Annotated in this window: 23 protein-coding genes; 11 read left to right on the top strand and 12 right to left on the bottom strand. The window is 71.5% G+C overall.

Annotated elements, in window-relative coordinates; all coding sequences use genetic code 11:
* Window positions 1-29: 29 nt before the first annotated feature.
* Together ACQEVU_RS47685 and ACQEVU_RS47680 are read left to right on the top strand one after the other, a co-directional pair.
* The gene (locus ACQEVU_RS47685; protein WP_433336559.1) at window positions 30-665 is read left to right on the top strand and encodes a DedA family protein; all 636 of its coding nucleotides are present in this window, start codon (window positions 30-32) and stop codon (window positions 663-665) included.
* A gap of 36 nt (window positions 666-701) precedes the next feature.
* Window positions 702-896, top strand: coding sequence for a CsbD family protein (locus ACQEVU_RS47680; protein ID WP_433336557.1), 195 nt, complete (start codon window positions 702-704; stop codon window positions 894-896).
* A 57-nt stretch (window positions 897-953) separates the two neighbouring features.
* Here the strand turns inward: ACQEVU_RS47680 and ACQEVU_RS47675 are convergent, their stop codons facing one another.
* The 6 genes from ACQEVU_RS47675 to ACQEVU_RS47650 form a co-directional block, all read right to left on the bottom strand.
* The gene (locus ACQEVU_RS47675) at window positions 954-1,379 is read right to left on the bottom strand and encodes an SPW repeat domain-containing protein (protein ID WP_433336555.1); all 426 of its coding nucleotides are present in this window, start codon (window positions 1,377-1,379) and stop codon (window positions 954-956) included.
* Between the two features lie 35 nt (window positions 1,380-1,414).
* Entirely contained in the window at window positions 1,415-3,028 is a 1,614-nt protein-coding gene (locus ACQEVU_RS47670) for a glycoside hydrolase family 10 protein (protein ID WP_433336553.1), read from the bottom strand.
* A 105-nt stretch (window positions 3,029-3,133) separates the two neighbouring features.
* Window positions 3,134-4,342 (bottom strand): DUF4407 domain-containing protein, encoded by a 1,209-nt coding sequence (locus ACQEVU_RS47665; RefSeq protein WP_433336551.1) that lies wholly within the window; start codon window positions 4,340-4,342, stop codon window positions 3,134-3,136.
* Window positions 4,343-4,404: 62 nt separating this feature from the next.
* A complete protein-coding gene (locus ACQEVU_RS47660) occupies window positions 4,405-4,923 on the bottom strand; it encodes an N-acetyltransferase family protein (protein WP_433336549.1) in 519 nt (172 codons plus the stop codon).
* Window positions 4,924-5,053: 130 nt separating this feature from the next.
* Window positions 5,054-6,223 carry a hypothetical protein gene (locus ACQEVU_RS47655; RefSeq protein ID WP_433336547.1) on the bottom strand — a complete coding sequence of 390 codons (1,170 nt, stop codon included), beginning with the start codon at window positions 6,221-6,223 and terminating at the stop codon, window positions 5,054-5,056.
* Window positions 6,220-7,362: a helix-turn-helix domain-containing protein gene (locus tag ACQEVU_RS47650; RefSeq protein WP_433336545.1), complete on the bottom strand. Its 1,143-nt coding sequence runs from the start codon at window positions 7,360-7,362 to the stop codon at window positions 6,220-6,222. The genes ACQEVU_RS47655 and ACQEVU_RS47650 overlap by 4 nt, the downstream gene beginning before the upstream one ends.
* A 428-nt stretch (window positions 7,363-7,790) precedes the next feature.
* On the opposite strand from ACQEVU_RS47650, the gene ACQEVU_RS47645 reads away from it, so the two are divergent.
* From ACQEVU_RS47645 to ACQEVU_RS47635, 3 genes are all read left to right on the top strand, one after another.
* A complete protein-coding gene (locus tag ACQEVU_RS47645) occupies window positions 7,791-7,982 on the top strand; it encodes a hypothetical protein (protein ID WP_433336543.1) in 192 nt (63 codons plus the stop codon).
* A gap of 289 nt (window positions 7,983-8,271) precedes the next feature.
* Window positions 8,272-9,741 (top strand): glutamate-cysteine ligase family protein, encoded by a 1,470-nt coding sequence (locus ACQEVU_RS47640; protein WP_433336541.1) that lies wholly within the window; start codon window positions 8,272-8,274, stop codon window positions 9,739-9,741.
* Window positions 9,735-10,460, top strand: a complete 726-nt coding sequence (locus ACQEVU_RS47635) for an enoyl-CoA hydratase/isomerase family protein (RefSeq protein ID WP_433336539.1) — start codon at window positions 9,735-9,737, stop codon at window positions 10,458-10,460. The genes ACQEVU_RS47640 and ACQEVU_RS47635 overlap by 7 nt, the downstream gene beginning before the upstream one ends.
* Window positions 10,461-10,869: 409 nt before the next feature.
* Here ACQEVU_RS47635 and ACQEVU_RS47630 read toward each other — a convergent pair whose 3' ends face one another.
* Together ACQEVU_RS47630 and ACQEVU_RS47625 are read right to left on the bottom strand one after the other, a co-directional pair.
* The gene (locus ACQEVU_RS47630) at window positions 10,870-11,892 is read right to left on the bottom strand and encodes a hypothetical protein (RefSeq protein WP_433336537.1); all 1,023 of its coding nucleotides are present in this window, start codon (window positions 11,890-11,892) and stop codon (window positions 10,870-10,872) included.
* Window positions 11,893-12,186: 294 nt separating this feature from the next.
* The gene (locus ACQEVU_RS47625) at window positions 12,187-13,401 is read right to left on the bottom strand and encodes a glycosyltransferase (protein ID WP_433336535.1); all 1,215 of its coding nucleotides are present in this window, start codon (window positions 13,399-13,401) and stop codon (window positions 12,187-12,189) included.
* Between the two features lie 75 nt (window positions 13,402-13,476).
* Between ACQEVU_RS47625 and ACQEVU_RS47620 the strand changes: the two genes are divergently transcribed.
* Entirely contained in the window at window positions 13,477-13,866 is a 390-nt protein-coding gene (locus tag ACQEVU_RS47620) for a PPOX class F420-dependent oxidoreductase (protein ID WP_433336533.1), read from the top strand.
* Here ACQEVU_RS47620 and ACQEVU_RS47615 read toward each other — a convergent pair.
* Together ACQEVU_RS47615 and ACQEVU_RS47610 are read right to left on the bottom strand one after the other, a co-directional pair.
* Entirely contained in the window at window positions 13,863-15,779 is a 1,917-nt protein-coding gene (locus ACQEVU_RS47615; protein WP_433336531.1) for an ArnT family glycosyltransferase, read from the bottom strand. The genes ACQEVU_RS47620 and ACQEVU_RS47615 overlap by 4 nt on opposite strands.
* 51 nt (window positions 15,780-15,830) lie before the next feature.
* Window positions 15,831-16,334, bottom strand: a complete 504-nt coding sequence (locus ACQEVU_RS47610) for a PaaI family thioesterase (protein ID WP_433336529.1) — start codon at window positions 16,332-16,334, stop codon at window positions 15,831-15,833.
* A 66-nt stretch (window positions 16,335-16,400) separates the two neighbouring features.
* Here ACQEVU_RS47610 and ACQEVU_RS47605 point away from each other — a divergent pair, with 66 nt between their 5' ends.
* From ACQEVU_RS47605 to ACQEVU_RS47590, 4 genes are all read left to right on the top strand, one after another.
* Window positions 16,401-16,901, top strand: a complete 501-nt coding sequence (locus ACQEVU_RS47605; RefSeq protein WP_433336527.1) for a winged helix-turn-helix transcriptional regulator — start codon at window positions 16,401-16,403, stop codon at window positions 16,899-16,901.
* Between the two features lie 118 nt (window positions 16,902-17,019).
* Window positions 17,020-18,804: a S8 family serine peptidase gene (locus ACQEVU_RS47600; RefSeq protein ID WP_433336525.1), complete on the top strand. Its 1,785-nt coding sequence runs from the start codon at window positions 17,020-17,022 to the stop codon at window positions 18,802-18,804.
* A gap of 37 nt (window positions 18,805-18,841) precedes the next feature.
* Window positions 18,842-21,328: a putative bifunctional diguanylate cyclase/phosphodiesterase gene (locus tag ACQEVU_RS47595; RefSeq protein WP_433336523.1), complete on the top strand. Its 2,487-nt coding sequence runs from the start codon at window positions 18,842-18,844 to the stop codon at window positions 21,326-21,328.
* A gap of 11 nt (window positions 21,329-21,339) precedes the next feature.
* Window positions 21,340-22,038: an NRDE family protein gene (locus ACQEVU_RS47590; RefSeq protein WP_433336521.1), complete on the top strand. Its 699-nt coding sequence runs from the start codon at window positions 21,340-21,342 to the stop codon at window positions 22,036-22,038.
* Here the strand turns inward: ACQEVU_RS47590 and ACQEVU_RS47585 are convergent.
* Together ACQEVU_RS47585 and ACQEVU_RS47580 are read right to left on the bottom strand one after the other, a co-directional pair.
* Window positions 21,983-22,594 carry a DUF998 domain-containing protein gene (locus tag ACQEVU_RS47585; protein ID WP_433336519.1) on the bottom strand — a complete coding sequence of 204 codons (612 nt, stop codon included), beginning with the start codon at window positions 22,592-22,594 and terminating at the stop codon, window positions 21,983-21,985. The two genes, ACQEVU_RS47590 and ACQEVU_RS47585, sit on opposite strands and share 56 nt — an antisense overlap.
* 9 nt (window positions 22,595-22,603) lie before the next feature.
* Window positions 22,604-23,053: a DUF4396 domain-containing protein gene (locus tag ACQEVU_RS47580; RefSeq protein WP_433336517.1), complete on the bottom strand. Its 450-nt coding sequence runs from the start codon at window positions 23,051-23,053 to the stop codon at window positions 22,604-22,606.
* Between the two features lie 67 nt (window positions 23,054-23,120).
* Here ACQEVU_RS47580 and ACQEVU_RS47575 point away from each other — a divergent pair, with 67 nt between their 5' ends.
* A complete protein-coding gene (locus ACQEVU_RS47575) occupies window positions 23,121-24,083 on the top strand; it encodes a LysR substrate-binding domain-containing protein (protein ID WP_433336515.1) in 963 nt (320 codons plus the stop codon).
* The last annotated feature ends 51 nt before the right edge of the window (window positions 24,084-24,134 follow it).

Raw genomic sequence — 24,134 nt, 5'->3', positions numbered from 1 at the left:
TAGGGAAAGCCCCACCGCGGATCGGCAAGGTGGCACCGCTGATTTCGCCGCCGCCGGACGGCACCGTTGACGGCATGGAATCGATGGCCGGCTGGGCGTACCTGCTCATCTTCGTGTTGCTCGTGCTCGACTGCCTCATCCCGGCGGTCCCGGCCGAGACGAGCGTGATCGCCGGCGGCGCCCTCGCGGCGAGCGGGCACCTGCACGTGGCCGTCGTGCTGCTCACGTCGGTGAGCGCCGTCGTGGCCGGCGACCTGCTCATGCACGAGGCGGCCCGGCGGGGCGGCCGGCGGCTGGTCGAGCGGTTCCTGCGCGGCGAGAGGTACGGCAAGGTGGTCAGCCGGGTCGCCCGCCTGCTCGACCGGCGCGGCGGCGCGATCGTCGCGGCCGGGCGCTTCGTGCCGCTCGGGCGCACGACGGTGGCCCTGGTCAGCGGCTACGCGCAGTTCCCCCGCCGCCGGTTCCTGCCCGCCATCATCGTCGGCGCCGTGCTCTGGAGCCTCTACATCGTCGGGCTCGGGTACCTCGGCGGCAACGTCTTCAGCGGCAACCCGCTGGCCGCGGCCGGGCTCGGGGTCGCGTTGTCGCTGCTGGTGACGGGTGTGACGACCGTGGCACAGCGCCTGCGTTTGCGGTGGCGCGCCGCCGGGCAACCTGTGATGTAGCAAGGCGAAAGACCGGAAACGTGGAAGGGATGTGCAATGAGCTTCACGGACAAGGTCGAGCACAAGGCCGAAGAGCTCAAGGGCGCCACCAAGGAGAAGTACGGCGACGCCACGGATAACGAGCGTCTCGAGGCCGAGGGCGCTGCCGAGCGCACCGGCGCGAAGGCCAAGCAGGCCGGCGATCACGTGAAGGACGCCGGGCGCAACGTGCGCGACGCGTTCGACCACTGACGCCCAACGCGACGGGATATCGGGCCGCCCCCTCTGTCGGGGGCGGCCCGCCTCATGTCATTCCGGCTCGTCGGCCGGCCCCAGCGCCGCGCAGACCAGCATGAGCAGGCCGACGACGATGTCGTTGGCGGTCGAGGTCGACCAGCCGTACTGCAGTACCAGCGGCGCCATGAGCACCCAGCCGGCCAGGCCGCCGCTGACCCAGGCGAACGCCACCGTGCGCGGGTGCAGCAGCCGCAGCGTCGTGACGATCGCGATCGTGATGCCGGTGACCGCGTCGCTCCAGAAGATGTCGTAGCGGCCGGCCCCGATGTACCCGAACGGCACCGACGACACCACGAGCCACACGGCGGCCAGGAAGGTGACGGAGAGCAGCGCGCGCGAGGCGCTCTTCGTCTCGCGGACCCGGCGCTCCTCCGGCGGCGCGGCCCGGACGTGCGCGGGCGTTGTGAAGTCCTGATCCGAGATGAAGCTCGTGGTCATGGCCGTAGCCTCGGCAACGCCCGGATGATCGTGGATCACCCCGACGGAAGGCTTTCGTTCCACGACCGGTCGAGCGCGGTGACGCAGTACGTGCCCTTGGGGCCGGTGAACTCGCCGTCACCCCCGCGCCGGGTGGCGACCAGGCGGGCGGCGCCGCCGTCGACCCGGTAGACGGCGGAAGAGACGCCCTTGCCGGTCCAGGTGAGCTTCAGGTTGTCGCCGGCCGCCTGGGTGCGCAGCGCGGGCGCGGCCGGCGCCTTGTTCGGCAGCCACTTCATGACCGGCGGCAGCGCGGGCGTGGCGTAGAAGTCGGCCGCGTACTTCGACACCGAGCCCAGCGCGTCGGCCCGCATGTTCTTGGCGGAGAAGTGGACGCTGCCGGTGACCTGCGGATACTTGCGGTTCAGGGCCAGCTGGCGGTCGAGCTCGGCCGGGTCGGACCACGGGCCGGCCTGCCCGACGCGGTAGTCGGCCTGGCCGATGTACAGCTGCACCCGGGTGTCCTTGACGACGTTCACCCACCAGGGCACGAGCTTGGCGTAGTCCGCGACGTCGAAGCCGATGTTCCAGTACAGCTGCGGGACGATGTAGTCGAGCCACTGCTCGCGGACCCATTTGCGCGTGTCGGCGTACACGTCGTCGTAGCTCTGCAGGCCGCGCGTCGGCGAGCCGGCCGGGTCGGTGCCGTCGTTGCGCCAGATGCCGAACGGGCTGATGCCGAACTTCACCCACGGCTTGAGCTGCTTGATCCGCTGGCTCATCTCCTGCACGAGCAGGTTGACGTTGTCCCGGCGCCAGTCGGCCTTGCTCTTGCCGGCGCCGTACTTGCGATAGGCGTCGTCGTCGGGGAAGTCCTGCTTGCCGACCGGGTACTGGTAGAAGAAGTCGTCGAAGTGCACGCCGTCGACGTCGTACTTCTCCGCCGCCTCCAGCATCGAGTCCTCGACGAACTTGCGCGCCTCCGGGATGCCCGGGTTGAAGTGCAGGCGGCTGCCGGTGGTGCCGGCCGACGGGTAGACGACGGCCCAGTCGGGGTGCTGGCGCAGCGGATGGTCGGGCGCGAGCGCGTTGATGTCGGACCCGGCGCCGGACGGCAGCGGCTGGCTGCCCCGGTACGGGTTGAACCAGGCGTGGAACTCGAGGTTGCGCTTGTGGGTCTCGTCGATCATCCACTGCATCAGGTCGAAGCCCGGCCCCTGGCCGCGCACTCCGGTGATCCACTCCGACCAGGGCGCGTACTTCGACGGCCACAGCGCGTCGCCGCTGGGCCGCACGTGGACGAAGACGGCGTTGAGGTTGCGCTGGACGGCGAGGTCGAGCCAGCCGAGGTACTCCGCCTTGATCTGGTCGTTGGGCAGCCCCGGCCGGCTGGGCCAGTCGATGTTCTCGACGGTGGTGATCCAGATGCCGCGCAGCTCCCGGGGCGCGCTCAGCTGGACGCCTCCGCAGCGGGCGTCGGCGCGCCCGTCGGCCCGCCCGGCCCGGTCGCCGGCACCGAACCGCTCCACCTCCGGGCCGCCGCCGGCCGTGGCGGACGTGGCGCTGGACCAGACCATCCGGGCGACGCTGACGCCGCCGACGAGGATCAAGACGATGGCGACGACGATGGGAAGCACCGCCCGGTCTGGGCCGACACCGCGCAGCCGCATCGGGCCAGACTGGGCGCCCGGTGCTTGGCGGGGGCCTCGGTGACGCACCGGCCCAGTCTGCCCGTACGGGATAGTCCAATAGCAAGCGATTCGGGAAGTTCTGTCCTAACGGACCAGTCGGGACTGGTCCTCGAGCTCGGCCATGAGCCGCTCGGTCGCCTGGCTGACCGCGGCATCGATGAGCCGCCGCTCCTGCACGACCGTGTCGAGCCCGTCACCGGCGATCTCGCCGGCCGAGGTGGCGACCCGCAGCTCCTGCTCGTGCCGGCGGATCTCGGACAGCTCCCGGCGCCGGGCGTCGCGCGCCTCGGCCCGCTCGTAGCCGTTGCCGTGCGAGACGAGCTTGAGCCACACGGCCGCGCAGTCCAGGCACACCAGCAGCGCCGCGACGCCGAGATAGAAGAAGCCGAAGCCCCAGAAGTCGCTGGTCACGAGGTGCCACATCGCGGTCGTGCGGGCCCCGAAGCCGGCGCCGGCCTCGACGGAGGAGCGGTTGGTGCTGCGCTGCTCGGCGATCTGGCCCATCAGCGACGCGACCTGGTCGGCGCGGCTCTTGCGGCCGGCGTCCTGCGACGTGCGCAGCGCCGCGGCCTCGCCGTCGAGCCGGGTCGCCTCGTCCATGAGCGAGCGGGACTGCTGGACCAGCGTGTCGCAGTAGCCGCCGGGCGGGCAGCCGGCCCGGCGGGTGACGCCGTCGGCACGCGAGTCGGCCAGGGCCTGGTCGTACGTCGCCGCGGACTCCTTGCGCTTGTCCGCGGCGAGCTGGTGCAGCCGGTCCACCGCCTGGTCGTCGGCGGCGTCCTGGGCCCGCAGCTCGTCGACCTGGCGCTGGAAGGCGGCGATAGCGCCGGACTTCTCGAGCTGGGAGAGCTGGGCGTTGTGGACCGTGCCGAGGTACGCGTCGATCTCGCCCTTGTAGCGGGCCAGCATGAGCGGCTCGGTGATGACCACGGCGAACAGCAGGGCGAGCACGATGCGCCCGGCGTGCAGCCCGAGGGTGCGCCGGCGCAGGAGCTGGTGCGGGTCGGTCGACTCGGGCCGCTCGAAGTTCACCGCGACGCGCCCGACCACGGCCCGGTCGTAGGCGATGACGGCGGCGGCGACCGGCGGGCCGACCAGCCACTGCCACCAGGGGTGCTCGTAGTTGGTCGAGGCGTCCACGAAGCTCGCCGCGCCGACGATCGCGTACACGCCGTACAGCAGGATGAAGACCCCGATGGAGCTGTAGAGGGCCCGATCGGTGTGGCTCCGCACGCTCGCGGGGTTGACGTTGGCGACCTTGAGCAACACGTCTCGCGCGGGTCCCCCAGCCATGCGCGCAACGTTACGCGAGGATAAGTCGCATTTGTGGGCGCTTCCCGTAATGTCCCCGGCAGCTACTCACCGTCTAGCGCCTTGACCATGATCTCGCACAGCTCGTAGCCGTCGTCCCGTTCACCGCCGTCGTCGAACGCCTTGACGACGGCGTTGATCGGGCCGAGGCCCCAGTCGGTGTACCCGGCCCCGGCGTAGAGCTTGCGGGCGCCGTCGTTGTCCGGCCGCACACCCAGCGCGATCACGGACCGTCCGTGCGCCCGGGCGTACTCCTCGGCGGCGTGCACGATCATCTTGCCCACGCCGTTGCGCTGCTGCTCGGGCACGACCTCGACGTGCATCAGCACCGGGGCGCCCGGCAGCCGTTCGCGCAGCTCGGCCTCCTCGGCCGGCGCCAGGCGCAGGAACGCGCTGCCGACCACCGAACCGTCGGCGCGCGCGGCGACGAGCAGGATGCCGACCTCCGGCTGCCCGTCGAGCCGGATGGCGAAGTAGTGGGGCTGGCCGAGCGCCGCGACGAGCGCGGTCAGGTCCGATGGCTGGGCCTGGCGCACGGTGACGCCACGTGCGTCGTCGTTCATGACCGCCGTGCAGTTCTCAACGCCGGACCCACCTCAGCCGCAGGTGTGGCCCTTCGGCGCCGCTGCCTCAGGCCAATCGGGAGGGGTCAATCATAGTCGGTGATCTCTAACGGTCGGTAAGGCCGATCCCTCAACCGACCCTCTCCAGGCGCATACGCTGCTGGTGGAGGTGCGGTTCCTTCGGCGCGCGGCCGGTCCGGTTGAGGCGGATCGTGGCCGACCGGTCGAGGAGGAAATGTCTGAGCGCCCCCGCGATTCCGCGTCCGGTGCGCAGGTTGCCGACGGCCTCGCCCCATACCAGCTGGTCGCGCTGCCAGGCCCGCAGGAACCGCACGCACGCCCGCGGCTCGATCAGGTAGGAGCGGCCGCGCGCGGCCTTGAGCGCCTCGACCATCGGCGGGTTCGAGCCGGCCTTTCCGAGCAGCGTCGTGATCAGGCGGCGGCGGGCCTCGAGGAAGTCGCGCCAGTACCCCTCGTTGAGCACGTCCTCGATGCTCCCGGAGTCGCTCAGCGCGCCGAAGACGCCCTCGGCGAGGGTGTCGCCCAGCTCCTCCTCGCGGGCCCGGGCCGGGTTGACGAACGGGTCGTAGGGCAGCTGCTTGGCCTCGCCGACCTCGGTGACCGGGCGGAGGTGGGTCTTGTCGAGGAGGAAGAACCAGTCCTCGTTGTAGATGTTGGGAAAGAACGCCTCGTCGTTGATGTCGGTCGGCACGGCCAGCGCTCCGCCGCCGAGGAACGTGCCCTGGTCCTCGCCGAGCTCCCGCCGGGCGTGGCAGACCACCGAGTTGTCCGGCATGCCGCCGATGCGCAGCCCGACCGCGGCGTGCCGGCCGCTCAGCTCGGCCGCGGCCCGGTGCAGGTCCTGGGCGGTGGGCACGGCGATGTCGTCGTCGAGGAACATCACCCGCTGCCAGCCGATCGAGCGGGCCAGCAGCAGGCCGAGGTTGCGCTTGACGCTCACGTCGGTCGGCCGGTGAAACGGCGTGCCCTTGAACATCGTGTCCGTCTCGAGCGCGGGCATGCCGCGCACGGGCGCGCGGACGTCGACCGCCACGACGTCGACGACGATCGTGTTGTCCTCGATCTTCCGCACGACGTCGACGGCCAGCGACTTGCGGCTCGACAGCACCATGAGCGGGACGTTGAGCTCCTCGGCCAGCCAGGCGGCGTGGATGAGGGAGGACGCGGGCCGGGCGCTCGGCACGATGATGGCGTCGAGCTTCCGGTCCACGCTGTCGGGCGTGTCGGGCCTGCGGATGAGGCCGGCGTGCGACAGCCGCTGGGTGGCGACGTTGCTCATGGCGTGTCGGGCCACTCGTGGAGCCGGGTATGCGCGACGGTCCAGTCCGGAGTCACGGTTTCCCCCGCGAAGACGTTGACACGGAACAACAGGCTGAAGCTCTCGGTCGCGCCGAAGCGCTGCTTGACGTACCCCTCGTTGCGGTTGCGAAACTGCCGGTCCGTGAGCGCCCGAACCGCACCGTAGGTCCCCCGCCCGAACATTCCATTACACAGTGTTACGGTGCGCTTGACGTTCATGGGGCTTGGACCGCGGAAAAAGTACGCCACGTCCTCGACCAGCGTGCGCTGCCCGGTCTCCTCGTCGACCTCGACCACCGGCTCGTAGCGCTTTCCGTCGACCTCGAACCAGCCGTTGTCCTCCGCGGTCAGCCGGGCCTGCTGGTTGATGCGCGGCTTGAGCTGCTTGATGAGGTCGCGGGTGATCGGGTTGAAGTCGATCCCGCCCAGCAGCACCAGGTGGCTGTGGTAGTCGTCGCCGATCAGCCGGTCGTCGGTGCGGATGCGCACCTCGGCGAGCGGATTGACGGCGCGGATGTGCCCGAAGAGCTCGATCACCGAGTCGACGTCGGTGTAGGTGTACGCCCGGACGTAGTCGGGATCGCTCTTGTGCGCATACGGCATGTTGGCCCGGAGGTGCTCGGGCAGGCGCGCGGTGACGATGACGATGCGCTTGGCGTCGGGCCCGAAGTACCACGTCCCGCCCCCGATGCGATCGCCCGGCGCGAGCTCGATCTCCCCGCCGGCGCTCAGCACGCTGATCGGGTTGCCACCCCGGGCCGCGGTCTCCTCGGCCTCGGCGTGGCGCAGCCGCTGCAACTCGGCGGCGATGCGGTGCTCGGCCTCCTGCTCCTCGTCGGTCAGCTCGTCGTCCTCGAGCAGCCGGGCGGGGTCGGTCTCGACGGACCGGGTGGAGGCGAAGAAGCGGGCGTAGCCGGCGAGGCGATGCGCCGGCGGCGCGACCGGGTTGATCGGGTTTTCCCACGACGAGATGACCGACGTGCTGAGCGGCTTGTCGCCGCCGAGCGCCTCGGCGAGCTGCTTCTGCGTGATCTGCTGAAGTTCGGGCCAGTGCCGTTTCCGGAGGTCGCGAAGGTGCCGCGCGAGCGCGCGGTTAGGAGTGGCGTCTCCTGGCTGCACAGCCCTCCACCTTGTCTCACCGAAACTTCAGTTCACGGTCAACTGCAGAGTATATGGCCCGGGTGAACGGGGACGCCATGCGATATCGGCGGAGCTTCGGACGGCGTCGGAGAGCATACCGGAAGGCATCGACACGTCTTGTGCGACCTCTCCCACGCATCTACCGTGTGACATAGGGAGGTGAAGTTTCGCTGAAGTGCCGAACCGAAGTGAAGTCCACAAGTCTCGATCGAACCCAGACGGGGCACGCGGTGCCGGAGTCCTTGGCCGGGTCGGGCACCACGAGCCGCCGCTGAAGCGCTCCCGCTGAGAGGGGGATGGCTCATGGACAAACTAACGCTCCGCGAGGGCGGAGTAAACGACTCGCGAGATCGAGTTGCCCGTGCGTCCTCGGCGGCGGTCGGCACCGGAAACCGAGGGGGATTCCGGTGCTGACCGTCTTCGTCGTGGTCGGCGCGGTGCTGCTGCTGGCAGCGGGGGCGACCACTCTGAGCCGCCGGCCCAGAGTGGTGGTCGTACAGGTGCCGGCCGAGGAGGGCAGCGGGGGGCTGCTGCCCTTCATGGTCGGCGTGACCGTCATCGCGGTACTGGTGGCGGTCGTCCTGGTCAACGTCTCCTAGTACATCCAACCCGGCACTCCAGCGAACTTCACCGAACCTCCGGCCAGGATTGGAGCGGCCATCGACGACAGTCGTCGCACCGCGAATCTCCGCTATCTGCAGCGGCGATTCGCGGGGAGGGCCGCATACAGCCTGGTTTGCCGAGTTCCGATCCTGGCCGGCGCGGTCACCGCGCCCGATCTGCATGATCCGAATGTCCGCCTGCACGAATGGCCGAGCGAGCAGGAGTAAAATTCCGTGACTCGTGGTATGCCAGATGGACGGCTCTCCCGCGCGGAGGTGGCATCCCATGGGCAAGGACGTCGAATCGCACGTGTTCAGCCGGGAAGACCGGATGCGGTACCGCGACAAAGTGCGTCAATGCCTCGACGCCTTCGCGCGGATGCTCGCCGAGTCGCCGTTCGAGGACGGTGACGGGATGAGCGGGCTCGAGATCGAGCTCAACCTCGTCGACGAGGCCTACGACCCGGCGCTGCGCAACCAGCGGGTGCTCGATGCGCTGGCCGACCCGGCGTTCGTCACCGAGCTCGGCCAGTTCAACATCGAGATCAACGTGCCGCCGCGGCGGCTGGCCGGCGACGGGCTCGGGCGGTTCGAGTCGCAGGTGCGCGAGAGCCTCAACGCCGCCGAGCAGCATGCGGCGCAGGTCGATACCCGGCTGGCGATGATCGGGATCCTGCCGACGCTGCGCCGCGACCTGTTGACGCCGGACGTGTTGTCGGCCAACCCGCGGTACGCACTGCTGAATGAGCAGATCTTCGCGGCCCGCGGCGAGGATCTGCTCATCGCGATCGACGGCGTCGAGCGCCTCCACGTGCGGTGCGACTCGATCGCGCCCGAGGCGGCGTGCACCAGCGTGCAGTTTCACCTTCAGGTGGAGCCGCCGCGCTTCGCCGCGTACTGGAACGCCGCCCAGGCGATCGCCGCCGTGCAGGTGGCGCTGGGGGCCAACGCGCCGTACCTCTTCGGGCAGGAGCTCTGGCGCGAGACCCGCATCCCGCTGTTCGAGCAGGCGACCGACACGCGCGCCGAGGAGCTCAAGAGCCAGGGCGTGCGCCCGCGGGTCTGGTTCGGCGAGCGCTGGATCACCTCGATCTTCGACCTGTTCGAGGAGAACGTGCGGTACTTCCCGGCGCTGCTGCCGATCTGCGAGGACGAGGACCCGGTCGCGATCCTGGACGACGGCGGCATCCCGCGCCTGGGCGAGCTGCGCCTGCACAACGGCACGATCTACCGCTGGAACCGCCCCATCTACGACGTCATCGACGGCCGCCCCCACGTGCGCGTCGAGAACCGCGTCCTGCCGGCCGGCCCGACGGTCGTGGACAACATGGCCAACGCGGCGTTCTACTTCGGCCTGGTACATCGCCTGGCCGGCCAGGACCGTCCGGTGTGGACGCAGATGTCGTTCGGCGCCGCGGAGGAGAACTTCCACAACGCGGCCCGCCTCGGCATCGACGCCGCGCTCTTCTGGCCCGGCCTGGGCTCGGTCCCCGTGACGGAGCTCGTGCTGCGCCGCCTGCTCCCCCTGGCGTACGAGGGCCTGGACGACTGGGGCGTGGACCCGGACCAGCGCGACCGCCTGCTCGGCATCATCGAGCAGCGCTGCCTGACCCAGCGCAACGGCGCATCCTGGCAGGTCGAGGCCGTGCACGCGATCGAGGGCAGCGGCCCGGTCGAGCGGGACGTGACCATGCGCAAACTGCTGGCGGAGTACCTTCCGAGGATGCACTCGAACGTCCCCGTCCACGAATGGTGAACGGTGAGCTCGTCCTGACCCAGGACGGCCCGATCGCCACGCTGCTCATCTCCAACCCTTCGAAGCGCAACGCCATGACCGCCGCGATGTGGCGTTCGTTGCCCACGTTGCTGCCCCCGCTGGCGGCCGACCCGTCGGTGCGGGTCCTGATCCTGGCCGGCGCCGCCGGCACGTTCTGCGCCGGCGCCGACATCACGGAGGCGGCCCCCTTGGCCCGCGCCGGCGAGACCAGCCTGGCGGTCGAGGCCGAGCAGGCGCTGGCGGCGTTCCCGAAGCCGACGATCGCCCGGATCGAGGGCTTCTGCGTGGGCGGCGGCTGCCAGCTCGCGGTGGCCTGCGACCTGCGCTTCGCCGCGGCGGACAGCCGCTTCGGCGTGACCCCGGCGAAGCTCGGCATCGTGTACCCGCCGTCGACCACCCGCCGCCTGTCAGCACTGATCGGCCCGTCGCGCACGAAGCTGCTGCTCTACACGGCGGACCTGATCGACGCCGGGGCGGCGGAGCGCATGGGCCTGGTGGATGCGGTGTTTCCGGCCGCCGAGCTCGCTTCTGCGGTACACCAGGTGGCATCGACGATCGCCTCCCGTTCGCAACTGACGTTGCGCGCGACGAAGGCGGTGCTGTCCGGTTCGGAACCCCCGCCGCAGGACGAGGCGGAGCTGACGGAGGGCATCGCGGCTTTCGCGGCCCGCCGGGCGCCCGCCTTCCGGTGGTCGTGAACCGATAGGCCGGGCGCTGGCGCGTTTACGACCGGCTTCCCGTGGGCGATGAAGCCGGGCGCTGGCGCGTTGACGACCGGCTTCCCGTGGACCGATAAAGCCGGGCGCTGGCCTGTTTGCGGCAAGGTTTCCCGTGCGTCGGCCGCCGGCGCGGCGCCTTCACGGCCCGCAGGCCGCCCGTCCTCCCGTGGTCGTGAACCGAGTGCACTGCCGGCCCTCTGTCGGCGGTGCGCTGCGGTGCTCGCGGCGCCTTCACGGCTCGCAGGCCGCCGTCCTCCCGTGGTCGTGAACCGATAAGTCGGGCGCTGGCGCGCCACGACTTATCGCATTTTTCGCCTGTCAGGAGATAAATCCGACATGTCGTGGCACGGAGTGCCCGACATGTCGGGACTCGGGGTGAACGTGCAGGTCAGCGGCCGATTGCGACCAGTGCCTGCGTCGGCGGGATGACCACCTGGCGCGGCTGGGCGATCTGGGCCACCAGCAGGGTGCCGACCAGGCCGAAGAGCGCGTAGCCGCCCAGAACGATGGCCGATCGCTGCACGCCGACGCCGTCGAAGTACACGATGCCGCGTATCGCCTCCGTGCCCAGGCCCGGCGGGAGCCAGGGGCCGATCGCCCGCCAGAACGGGGGGAGCAACGGGGCCGGGTACGCGCCGCCGGCGCTCGGGTTGCCCAGGATGACGAAGAGCAGGATGGTCAGGCCCGTGCCCACGAAGCCGAACGCGGCCTGCAGCGCCATCGTGAAGCAGCCCGACGCGAAGACCAGCAGGGCGCCGAACCACCACAGCTGCGCCAGGTGGCCGTCCAGTGCGCCGAAGAGCGAGCCCGCGATGAGCGCGCCGCCAACGCCGGAGACCGCGGCGTACGCCGCCAGCGACAACAGGCGGATGAGCGCCCGATGCGGGTTGGCCGGGCGCGAGCCCTTGCTGGTGCTGACCGCGATGGCGACCAGGTACCCGCCGACGACCCAGCCCAGGGCCAGGTAGAACCCCGACAGTCCGCGCGCGTCGTCGAGGAGGGCCGGCTTGGCGTCCTCGGTGATCATGGCTCGCTGCTGGGCGTCCTCGAGGGGCGTGATGATCTGGGTCAGCGCCGTGCTCACGCTGGAGCCGGCGGCGCTGGCGATGATGAGCCGGTCGGGCGCGTCGGTGTTGGAGACGATGAACGCCCCGTACACCTCGCGCTCGTCGATCATCCGGCGTGCGGCGTCCTCGCTGAACGCCGCGCGGGCGTCCAGCGGCTCGCCGGGCAGCCGGTCGAGCTTGCCGACCAGGTCGTCGAGCGCCTCGGGCGGCGCGGCGACGGCCACAGGAATCCGGTGCGGGGTCGGTTCGTGGAACGCGCCTATGTAGCTGCCGATGAAGGCCAGCTGGAGGGCGAGGACCGCGAGGACCAGCGCACCGGCGCGCGGCGTGACGCCGTCGCGCACTTCATGAAGAAATCCCGCTTTCACCACGTTTGACGGTATCGTGCGGGCGACTCCGGCGTGTCAGACTTGACGAACTTTGTCCGAAAAGCCTGGGCCCCGCTAAATGCTGATAAGTCCGATATGTCGTGGCGCGTCAGCGCCCGACATATCGTGAGCGGGCCGTCGGCGACGTGAGCGGGCCGCCGCCCGACGGCGTGAGCCGGCCGTCCGACAAACAAGAGCCCGACGAATTGATCGAGCGCGGGACCGGCAGACAGCTCGAGCGGGACGCCGGCTTATCGCGGCGAGGGCGAGTCACGCCCGGCGAAAGACCCAGACGCGCATCAGGACGAAGCGGAGCAGCGTCGTCACCGCGTTGGCCAGCAGCAGGACCGACAGCTCGGCCAGGTGGGTGTGCGACGGCGCCGCGACGTTCAGCGACGCCAGCGCCGCCGCGTTCAGGGCCCACCCCAGCGCGAAAAGGATCAAACCCTGGACCTGATGCCGTACGGCGCCCTCGGTGCCCCGGATCGCGAACGTCAGCCGGCGGTTCAGCGCGGTGTTCGCGATCGCCGTCGTGAGCAGCGCGACGAAGTTCGCGGCCTGGGCGCCCGCCGCGGGCCGCAGCAGGGCGTAAAGGCCCAGGAAGGCGATCGTCGAGAGGATGCCGATGCCGCCGAAGCGCAGCAGCTGCGGCAGCATCCCGGCCGGCACGCCCTCGACCAGCGGGGCGCGGCCGAAGCGGCTGCGCAGCGCGGCCAGGGGGAGCTTGCCGGTGAACAGGGCGCGGCCCAGGCGGGCGATGCCGCGAAGGTCGGCCAGCGCGGTCGCGACGATGTCCACCCGGCTGTCGGGGTCGTCGATCCAGTCGACCGGGACCTCGTGGATGCGCAGGCCGGCCCGCTGCGCCAGGACCAGCAGCTCGGTGTCGAAGAACCAGCCGGTGTCCTCGACGAGGGGGAGCAGCTGCTCGGCGACGTCGCGGCGGATGGCCTTGAAGCCGCACTGGGCGTCGGAGAAGCGGGCGCTCAGGGCGGTACGCAGGACGCGGTTGTAGCTGCGGGAGATGAACTCGCGCTTCGGGCCCCGCACGACGCGCGAGCCGCGGGCCAGGCGGCTGCCGATGGAGAGGTCGGAGTGGCCCGACAGCAGCGGCGCGACGAGCGGGAGCAGCGCGTTGAGGTCGGTGCTGAGGTCGACGTCCATGTAGGCGAGCACCGGCGCGTCCGAGGCCGACCATGCCCGCTTCAGCGCCCGGCCGCGGCCCTTCTCGGCCAGGCGGAGCACCTCGACGCCGGGGAGCTCGATGCTGAGCGCGGTCGCGACCGCGGGCGTGGCGTCGGTGCTGGCGTTGTCGGCGACGGTGATCCGAAAGGGGTACGGGAAGCTCTCGCTCAGGTGCCGGTGCAGCCGGCGGACGCAGGGCGCGAGGTCGGCCTCCTCGTTGTAGACCGGGATCACGACGTCGAGGACGGCGGCGCTCGCGCGGTCGCCGGTGCCGGTGGCGCGAGGAAGCGTCTCAGTGCTCATGGAAACCAAGGTCGGGCCGGCACCTTCCGGCACCTTCCGGCGAACCTGTGGCCCGCCTGTGAATACAGTTGGCCCATGGTGTTCACCCAGGCAGAGCTCGATTACCTGGCCACGCAGCGGCTCGGGCGGCTGGCCACCGTCTCGCCCGACGGGCAGGTGCAGAACAACCCCGTCGGCTTCTTCCTCGAGGGCGACAGCGGGGCGATCGTCATCGGCGGTGGCGCCATGGGCGCAACCAAGAAGTTCCGCAACGTTCAGCGCGGCAGCACGGCCGCGCTCGTCGTGGACGACCTGGCGTCGGTCGACCCGTGGACGGTCCGGGGCATCGAGATCCGCGGCACGGCGGAGGCGCTGACCGATCAGGATCCGCCGATTCCCCACATGTCGCGGGAAATCATCCGGATCACGCCCACGAAAATCACTTCGTGGGGCCTGGACGGCCCCCGAAGCACCCGGAACGTTTAAGCGGTCAGGTCGTAGAGCGTCGTGTTGCCGATCGTCCGGGCCGTGTAGTTGGCCGCGACCCAGTCGGCGATCTCGGCGCTCACGCTGCTGCCGCCGTTGCTGCGACCGCCGAACCCCGAGCCGCCGATGAAGTAGTGGATCTTTCCCTGCTTCACGTACTGCTGGAACTGCGCCAGGCTCGGGGCCGGGTCGCTGCCGTTGAAGCCGCCGATCGCCATCACCGGCTCCTCGGTCGCGAGCTGGTAGCCCGAGGCGTTGTTGGAGCCGACCGCGGCGGCCACCCAGGCGTACTTCGACGCGTCCTTCTGCAGCGCCGCCACGACTTCCGAGCTGGGCGTGGTCGCATTGAGAAGACCGCCCATGCCGCCGCCGCCCATGCCGCCGCGGGCGAAGCCACCGGGCGGCGTGCCGTTGAAGCGTCCACCGCCGCCGCCGAAGCCGCCCGAGCCGCCCGCGACCGCGGGGCCGGCGGTGACGATCGAGCCGGTGTGCGCGGTCGCCGCCGTGTCCAGCGAGTAGGCGAGCGGGCCGCCCAGGACCGCGAAGAGGGCCAGGGCCACCGCGACCAGCCGCAGCCGCCGGCCGATCTGCTGGCTGAGCAGCAGGCCGGCGGCGCCGATGCCGCCCGCGGTGAGCACCGCGATCCGCAGCCACGGGTGGAAGCCGGTGGCCCGGTCCAGCAGCAGGTACGACCACACCGCCGTGATGGCGACGCTGCCGCCGAGCACGAGCTGGGCGTAGAGGTCGGACCGGCGCCGCCACAGGGTCGCCGCGCCCATGCCGGCCAGCGCACCGATCGCCGGGGCCAGGGCCACCGTGTAGTAGTCGTGGAAGATGCCCTGCATGTAGCTGAAGACCACGACGGTGGTGACCAGCCAGCCGCCCCACAGCACGTAGGCCGCCCTGCGGGTGGAGAAGTACAGGCCGGCGACGGTCAGGATCAGCGCGGCCGGCAGCAGCCAGGAGGCCTGGCCGCCGGTCTGGCCGTCGAGCAGGCGCGACCAGCCGGTCGCGCCCCAGCCGCCGCCGTTGCCGCCACCGCCGCCGACGCTGCCGGTCTCGTTGCCGGTCAGCCGGCCGAAGCCGTTGTACCCCAGCGTCAGCTCGAGGATCGAGTTCGTCTGCGACCCGCCGACGTAGGGGCGCCAGGAGGCCGGGGTGAGCGAGACGATCGCGACCCACCAGCCGGCCGAGACGATCACCGCGGCGCCGGCCGCGAGCAGCTGCACCAGCCGGCGCGCCCAGCCGGTCGGCGCGAACAGCAGGTAGGCCAGGCCGAACGCCGGGACGACCAGCAGCGCCTGGAGCATCTTGGTGAGGAAGCCGAAGCCGACCATCGAGCCCGCGAACAGCAGCCACCAGGTGCTGCCCCGCTCGATGGCCCGCATCATGCCGTACACCCCGGCCACCAGCAGCAGCATGAGCAGCGCATCCGGGTTGTTGAACCGGAACATCAGCGTGGCCACCGGCGTGGTGGCGAGCACCGCACCGGCGATCAGGCCGGCGGCCGGTCCGTGCCAGCGCCGGACGGTGATGTACAGCAGCCAGACCGTCGCCACCCCGATCAGCGCCTGCGGCGCGAGCACGCTCCAGGAACTCAGCCCGAAGAGGCGCACCGACAGGCCGGTGACCCACAGCGCGGCCGGCGTCTTGTCGACGGTGATGAAGTTGGAGGCGTCCGAGGAGCCGAAGAACCACGCCTTCCAGCTCTCGCCGCCGGCCTGGGCGGCCGCCGCGTAGAAGGCGTTGCCCCAGCCGGAGGCAGAGAGGTTCCACAGGTACAGCACGCCGGTGGCGATGAGGAGCAGCGGCAGCGCCGCGCGGGTCCAGGCCGGTGCCCCGGCTCTCGGCACGGGCTGAGCCCCGGGGTTGTGCCGCGTGGGCCCGGCCGGGCGGGTCAGCGTGGTGGTCATGCCGCCTACGCTGCGGCCCGAGCCTTCCGGCTACTTCAACGGAGGCTGTGGTCAGGCTGTGAACAGCATGCAGGTCGAGGTCGCGTGGGCGACCAGGTTGCCGCGGGCGTCGGTGATCCGGGCCTGGGCCAGGGCGGTGCGGCGCCCCTTCGAGATGATCGTGCCCTCGCAGGTGAGCATCCCGGACGCGAGCGACGCCGGGCGCAGGAACTTGGTGGTCAGGTCCAGGGTGGTGTACCCCACGCCGGCCGGAAGCGTCGAGTGCACCGCACAGCCCGTGGCGGTGTCCAGCAGCGTCGCGAGCACCCCGCCGTGCACGGTGCCGAGGGGGTTGTAGTGGTACTCCCGCGGCTCCAGCGTCACCACCACGCGCCCCTCCTCGGCCTCGAGCCCGCCGGTGCCCAGCAGGTGCATGATGGGCGGCGCCGGCAGCTCGCCGCGCGACATCGCCTGCAGCAGCTCAAGGCCCGAGCGGCGGCCGACCTCGGCGGCGTTGAGCATCGGGTCCGACCACGAGAACGTGCGCTGGCGGAGGTCCGCCTCGGTCTGCGTCATGAACCCAGCCTCTCCGGCTCACCCTGGATCTGTCAATAAGACCCAGCTCGGCGCTAGCCTGGCGGCATGAGACCCAGGGCACTCGAGTGGTCGGTCGACAACTGCACGATCGGGCGGGCGATGGCGATCCTCGGCGAGCGGTGGACGATCGTTGTGCTGCGCGAGGTGTTCAACGGGATCTTCCGCTTCGACGACATGCGCGAACGCACGAACATCCCGCGCCAGGTGCTCACCAACCGGCTCGCCCTGCTGGTCGAGCACGGGGTGCTGCGCCGCGTGCCCTACCGCGAGCCGGGGTCCCGGGCCCGCGAGGAGTACCGGCTGACGGAGAAGGGCTTCGACCTCTATCCGCTGCTGGTCGCCGTGCGCGAGTGGGGCGACCGCTACCTCGCCGACCCCGGCGGGCCGCCGCTGCAGACCGTCCACCGCGGCTGCGGGGCTGAGGTCCACGCCACCCTCATGTGCGAGCACGGCCACGTCGACGTCGCGCCGCGGGACGTCGTGCCGCAGCCCGGTCCGGGGGCCATCCGGCGTACAACTGCGGATTTGCCGGATAAAACAAATTAGCGAAGGTGCTCTCGATCACGCACCGTGAGCAAGATATGCCCGACCTGTTGACAACACTCGGCTACCGGCTGCCCAACCATGGATCACGGCGAGTCATCGACCCATGGAAGGGGCCCGCATGCCGAGCAGATACCGGACCGCACTGGGTGCCGCGTCCGCCGCGATCCTCGCAATCGCGGCCGGTGCGGTCACGCCGGGCGTGCCGGCGGTCGCCGCCACTCCGGCGGCAGCCAGCGCCGATTTGACCCGCGTCATCGTCGAGTACGACGACGCGGACGCCGCCGCCCTCGCGGTTCAACGCGCCGGCGGCACGGTCGGCCGACCGTTGGCCGTCGTGGACGGCTTCGTGGCCGAAGTACCGAGCCAGCACATCTCAGCACTCAAGACCGCGCCCGGCGTGCGGGGCGTGACCGTCGACGGAAAGGTGGCCCTCGAGGCCAGCACATGGCGCGCGGACGGCGACGCCAACTCGATGTTCAGCGTCGTTCGCGCCACCGGCGCCCTCGACGTGTGGAAGAAGACGGACACCGGCGGCCACCTCCTCGGCGGCACGGGCATCGGCGTGGCCCTGATCGACTCCGGCGTGTCGCCGGTGACCGGCCTGAACGACGGCCGCATCATCAACGGTCCCGACCTGTCATTCGAGTCGCAGGCGCCGAACCTGCGATACGTGGACACGTTCGGCCACGGCACCCACATGGCCGGCCTGATCGCCGGCCGTGACCCCGGCACCAACCTGACGACCGTGACCGACCCGAGCAACTTCACCGGCATGGCGCCGACCTCCACGCTCATCAGCGTGAAGGTGGCCGCGGCCGACGGGGCGACCGACGTGTCGCAGGTGATCGCCGGCATCGACTGGGTGGTCGCCCACCGCAACGACGCCAACCTCAACATCAAGGTGCTGAACCTGTCCTTCGGCACCGACTCGACGCAGGACGAGCGGCTCGACCCGCTCTCGCACGCGGTCGAGTCGGCGTGGAAGAAGGGCATCACCGTGGTGGTGTCGGGCGGCAACGACGGCACGACGCGCAGCGCGCTGTCCATGCCGGCGGCGAACCCCTACGTCATCGCCGTCGGCGCCGCGGACTCCAAGGGCACCGACAGCCGCTCCGACGACGTCGTGGCCGACTTCAGCAGCCGCGGCAACACGACCCGGTCCGTCGACCTGACCTCCCCCGGGCGCTCGATCGTCGGCCTGCGCGACCCCGGCTCGTACGTCGACGTGAACTACCCGACCGGGCTGGTTCCGGGCGACACGACGGGCCGCTACTTCCGCGGCAGCGGCAGCTCCCAGGCCGCGGCCATCACATCCGGCGCGGTCGCGCTGCTACTGCAGCAACGCCCGACGCTGACCCCGGACCAGGTGAAGAAACTGCTCACGAGCACCGCGGACGCGATGCCCAACGCCGTGGCCCTCGGGCGCGGGGCGGGCGAGCTGAACATCAAGAAGGCGATCGAGGCGCCGACCCCGACCGTGGCCGCGTCCACCCAGAACTGGGTGGCGTCCACCGGCACCGGCACCCTCGAGGCCTCGCGGGGCACCGCGCATGTGGCCGACCCGGTCAGCGGCACGATGCTGACCGGCGAGAAGGACATCATGGGCAAGACCTGGAACGGCACCACGTGGGCCACGGCGGCCTCGGCCGGCACCGCGTGGACCGGCGGCACCTGGAACGGCTCCACCTGGACCGGTACCACGCTCAACAGCGGCTCGTCCGGCAAGAGCTGGGCCTCGGTCGCCTGGACCGGCACCAACTGGGACGGGCACACCTGGAGCGGGCGCACCTGGAGCGGCGCCACGTGGGACGGCCGCACATGGAGCGGTCGAACTTGGTCAGGAAACACGTGGAGCGGCCGAACTTGGAGTGGAAGCTACTGGTCGTCCTCCATCTGGCAGTAGTCCAACATAACGGATAAACGGCGCAAACAGGGCGATGATGAAGAGAGCACGTGGGTGGAGTCGCCCGGATGCCCGGGTCGCGGCGCTCAGCTTCTGGCTGGGCGTCGCGACCGTCGCGGCGCACGCGTTGCGGATCCGCCATGTGGGCCTGCCCGCCAACCCGGATCCGGTACCGCTGGCGGTCCTCGTGGTCGCCTTCGCGCTGACCGAGGGGTTCGCGGTCCACGTGCGGGTGCGCCGCGGCGGGCACGCGATGAGTCTCAGCGAGATCCCGATGGTCCTCGGGCTGCTGTCGGTCGACGCCACGCTGCTGCTGTGCGTGCGGCTGATCGGCGGCATCATCGGCCTGGCCGGGCTGCGCCGCCAGCGCGGCGTCAAGCTCGGCTTCAACGTCGCGCTGCTCGGGGTGCAGACCACGGCGGCCGCGGTCCTGCTGCGGACGCTGTCGGGGCCGGCGCTGCCCAGCGGTCCCCGCGAGTGGCTGTACGTCCTCATTGTCATGCTGGCCTCCGACGCGATCGCCGCCGTCCTCGTGACCGCGGTCATCGCCCTGCACGACGACCCCGGCGAGTGGAAGCGCCTGCCCGGCGCGCTGCAGGGCATGCCGCTCGTCGCCATCACCACCAGCATCGGCCTGGTCAGCGCGCTTGCGATCGACCGCGACCGGCGGGCCATCGCGCTGCTGGCGATCGTCTCGGCGGTCACGTACCGCGCCTACCGGGCCTACGTGCGCCAGAGCCAGGGCCACCAGGAGGTGGAGGAGCTGTACGCCTTCACCCGCGCGCTCGACGGCCCGCTGGACACCGGCGGCGTGGCCCGGATCGTGCTCGAGCAGGCCCGCGACCAGCTGCGGGCCGAGCGCGCCGAGCTGATCGTGCCCGGCAACGACGGCACCTTCGTCCGGCTGCGCATGCACGGCCGGGCCCGCCTCGACATCAGCAACGTCGACGCCCTGCCCGACACCGCCTGGTGGCAGCCGGCCCGCTCCGGCACCCCGGTGCTGGTGGCCAAGGGCAGCCGCGTGATCGGCTCCATCGAGGACGGGATCGCCGTTCCGGTACCGCTGAACGACGGCGGCACCGGCGTGCTCCTCGTCGCCGACAGCCTGCCCGACATCCCGACCTTCGGCGAGCAGCAGCTGCGGCTGTTCCAGGCGCTCGCCAACCACGCCAGCCTGTCGCTGACCAAGGCCCGCCTGCTCGACGAGCTGCGCCGGGAGGTCGCCCAGAAGGAGCGGCTGGCCCTCTACGACCCGCTGACCGGCCTGCCCAACCGGCAGCGCTTCCAGGCGCTCATCGACGAGCTCAGCGCGGCCGGCACCCCGCTGGCCGTGCTGCTCATGGACCTGGACCGGTTCAAGGACGTCAACGACGCCCTCGGCCACGACGTCGGCGACCAGCTGCTGCGCCAGGTCGGCGAGCGGCTGCAGGAGCGGCTGGGCGAGCGCGGCACGGTGGCCCGCTTCGGCGGGGACGAGTTCGCGGTACTGCTGCCGGGCACCCGCACCCGCGAGGTCGCGGTGGCCATCGCCGACGACATCGACGCGGCGATGGAGCAGCCGATCCCGATCGGGCACCTGCGCCTGAACGCAAGGGTCAGCATCGGCGTGGCCCTCGCGCCCGAGCACGGCCGCGACGCAAAGACGCTCATCCAGCGGGCGGACGTGGCGATGTACGTGGCCAAGACCAGCCACACCGGCGTGCGCGTCTACACCAGCGACGACGACCGCAACAGCCCCCGCCGGCTGGCCATGGTCGCCGACCTGCGCGAGGCGATCCACCGCCACGACATCGTGGTGGTCTTCCAGCCGAAGATCGAGACGGCGACCGGCGTGGTCGTCGGCGCCGAGGCGCTGGCCCGCTGGCACCACCCGGTGCACGGGTTCGTGCCGCCGGACGAGTTCATCCCGCTCGCCGAGCACTCCGGGCTGATCCGCCCGCTGACCCTGCACGTCCTGGAGGTCTCGCTGCGCCGCTGCGCCACCTGGCGGCGGATGGGCCACGACATCCACGTCGCGGTCAACCTCTCGCCGAGCAGCCTGCAGGAGCCGGACCTGCCGGACATCGTCGCCCGCCTGCTCGGCCAGGCCGGCGTCCCGGCCAGCGCGCTCACGCTGGAGATCACCGAGAGCAGCATCATGGCCGACCCGACCGGCGCGCTGGCGATCCTCGACCGGCTGCACGCGCTCGGGGTCAAGCTCGCCATCGACGACTTCGGCACCGGGTACTCCTCGCTGGGCCGCCTGCGCGAGCTGCCGATCCACGAGGTGAAGATCGACCGCTCGTTCGTGCAGCGCATCGCCGTCGACCATCGCGACCGGGCGGTGGTCCGCTCGGCCGTGCAGCTCGGCCACGCCCTGGACCTCATGGTCGTCGCCGAGGGGGTCGAGGACGAGCACACCCTGCTCCACCTGCGGCAGGAGGGGTGCAACCTCGTCCAGGGGTACTTCATCTCCAAGCCGCTGCCGGCGGATGATTTCGCGGATTGGCTGACCGCTCGTGTCCCTCAGCTCGGCGGGGCATAACGTTCGGTTCCATGTGCACCGTGCTCCTCCGGTTCGACCCCGACGCCACCTGGCCCGTGCTCATCGCGGCCGTCCGCGACGAGTACCTGGCCCGCCCCTGGGAGCCCCCCGCCGAGCACTGGCCGGGCCGCTTCGGCGGCCGCGACAGCACCGCCGGCGGCACCTGGCTGGCCGTGGATCCGGCCCGCCCGAGCGTGACGGCGCTGCTCAACGGCTTCCCGCCGCTGCCGCCGGTCGGCGACCGCCCGACCCGGGGCTCGCTGCCGCTGGCCCCCATCCCGCCGGACGACGACGTGCTGCGCTCGTTCGACGCCTTCCATCTCGTGCGGGCCGAGCCGACCGAGGTGTCGGTGATCACGTGGGACGGCCAGTCGGTCACCCACCGGCTGCTGGCCCCCGGCGACCACGTGATCGTCAACCAGGGCATCGACGTCAACGACTTCGCGCCGCTGCGGGCGGCCGCCGACCCCGACCCGAAGCCGGGCCTGGCGCCGGCGGCGGCGTGGGGCGACTGGATCGAGCTGCTGGCCGGCGGCGAGTTCACCGGCGCCGCCGAGCGACCGCTGCTGATCCGCAAGGAGGTCGACGGGCTGCTGTACGGCTCCGGCTCGGCCACGCTCGTCGCGATCGGCGAGCCGGGCGTGCGCTACGACTTCACCGCGAACCCGGGTCCGGCGGCGCACTGGAGCGAGATTCCGCTGCCGAACTGAGCACCACCCAGGCACAGACCGCGGCCAGGGCCAGGCGCTCCATCACGCCGGTGAACAGCGAGCGCCCGGCCAGGAGAATGCCCGCCGCGGACAGGATCAGCGGCGGGTACGCCACCAGAATGCCGATCCGGCCCCGCCGCCGCAGGGCCGGGCCGACGCGCAGCGTGGCGTACAGCAGCATGGCCAGCGCGCACAGGCCCAGCGCCCCGATCGCGCCGGCGGCGTGCACGAGGTCCCGGGCGGCCGGCGTCTCGTACGGCGGCAGCGGGCACCCCGGGCTGCAGTGCACGGCCGCCGCCACCCCGGCCAGCGGCGCCGCCGGCAGGAAGCACGCGGCGATCAGCCAGGAGGCCCGCCGGGCCGGCACCGCCAGCAGCGCGAGCGCGGTGGCGAGCAGCACCATGCTTCCCGCGTAGAGCCCCGCGTGCGGCGCGCCCGGCACGCCGGACTCGGAGACGTAGGTCGACGGCGCGGAGCCCGCCACCGCCGCCGCGAGGCACGCGGCGCCGACGGTGCCGGCGAGCGCGGACCCGGCGGCGGCCCAGCGGATGATCACTACTCAAGGTTAGTGGTGGTGCCCGTGGTGCTGGTGGACGACGGCGTGGCCGCGGCCCCGGCCGATCAGGAAGCGGTTCACCGGCACCGTCACGACGAACGCGACGGCCAGTGAGATCAGCAGGCTCAGCCAGAACAGCGGGCTGGTCAGGCCGGCGTCCATGGCGCCCGGGATGGCGAGGACGACGGCGTTGTCGACGATCTCCATCGAGGCGATCGACGCGGTGTCGGCCGCGAGCACGACCGGCAGCGCGGCGTCCAGCGCGAGGCCGGCGGCCAGCACCGAACGCAGCGTGAGCGCGTAACCGAAGGCGAAGGCCAGGACGATCGACAGCACGATCGTGGCCGCGTTGCCCCAGCCGAGGGCGGTGCCGACGATCATGCCGAGCACCTCGCCGATCGCGCAGCCGGTGAGGCAGTGCAGCGTGGCGGTCACGGCCTGGCGGGTCAGGGAAGTCATGCGCCGAACATATACCCCCCAGGGGTATCTGGCAAGCAAATGGCCAGTGTCGATGTACCGTTTCCATATGGAGCTTGAGCTGCGGCATCTGCGCGTGGTGTGTGCGATCGCCGATGCCGGCAGTGTGACGAAGGCCGCGTCCGCGCTCGGCCTCGCCCAGCCGGCGCTCACCGCGCAGCTGCAGCGCATCGAGCGCGCGCTCGGGGGCACGCTGTTCGAGCGCGACCGGCGGGGCGCGCGGGTGACACCGCTGGGCGAGCTGGTGCTGGCCCGGGCCCGCGTGCTGCTGCCCGCGGTGAAGGGGCTGCAGGACGAGGCGACCCGGCTGGCCAGCGCGGCGGGGCCGCAGGCGCGCTACCGCATCGGCGCCGTCAACGGCCCGATCCTCGGCGGCCTGATCCGCCGGATCACCGCCAACCACCCGGCCGCGCGGGTCAGCACCCTCGCGTCCTGGTCGGCCGCCGAGCTCGCCGACCAGGTGCTGTCCGGGCGGCTGGACTTCGTGCTGGTCGGCGCGTGCGGCGACGCCCCGCCGGCCACCGACACCGGGCTGGCCTGGCGGGTGGTCGCCGCCGACCCGGTGTTCCTGCTGCTGCCCGGGCACCACGAGCTGGCCGGCCGCGACGAGGTCGACCTGGCCGAGCTGGCGGGGGCGCAGTGGGTGGCCGCGCCCGGGGACGGCTGCTTCTCGGACTGCCACGCCGCGGCCTGCGCGCGGGCCGGCTTCACGCCGAAGGTGCTCTTCGAGACCGAGGTGCGCGGCGCGATCGACCTCATCGAGTCCGGCGACGCCGTCGGGCTGTGCCAGGCGACGCTTCGGCCGATGGCGGGGCTGGTCACCGTGCCGATCGCCGGTGCGCCGCTGCACTGGCGGCAGATGCTGGGGTGGCTGCCCGCCGGGCCGGCGGCGGGGCTGGCCGGGCAGGTGTGGGGGTACGCCATCGAGGCCTATCTCGACGCGGTGCGCCGCAACGAGCGGTACTCGGCCTGGCTGGAACGCAATCCCGACGGAAAGGGGCCGGCGCTGTAGGCCCGGCCCCGCCGTGATCCTCGGCGGCGGGGTCGTGCCCGAGCCAAGCGA

The organism is Dactylosporangium sp. CA-139066, from assembly GCF_050936175.1.
GTDB lineage: Bacteria > Actinomycetota > Actinomycetes > Mycobacteriales > Micromonosporaceae > Dactylosporangium.
This window is presented reverse-complemented; position numbering and strand designations above follow the sequence as displayed.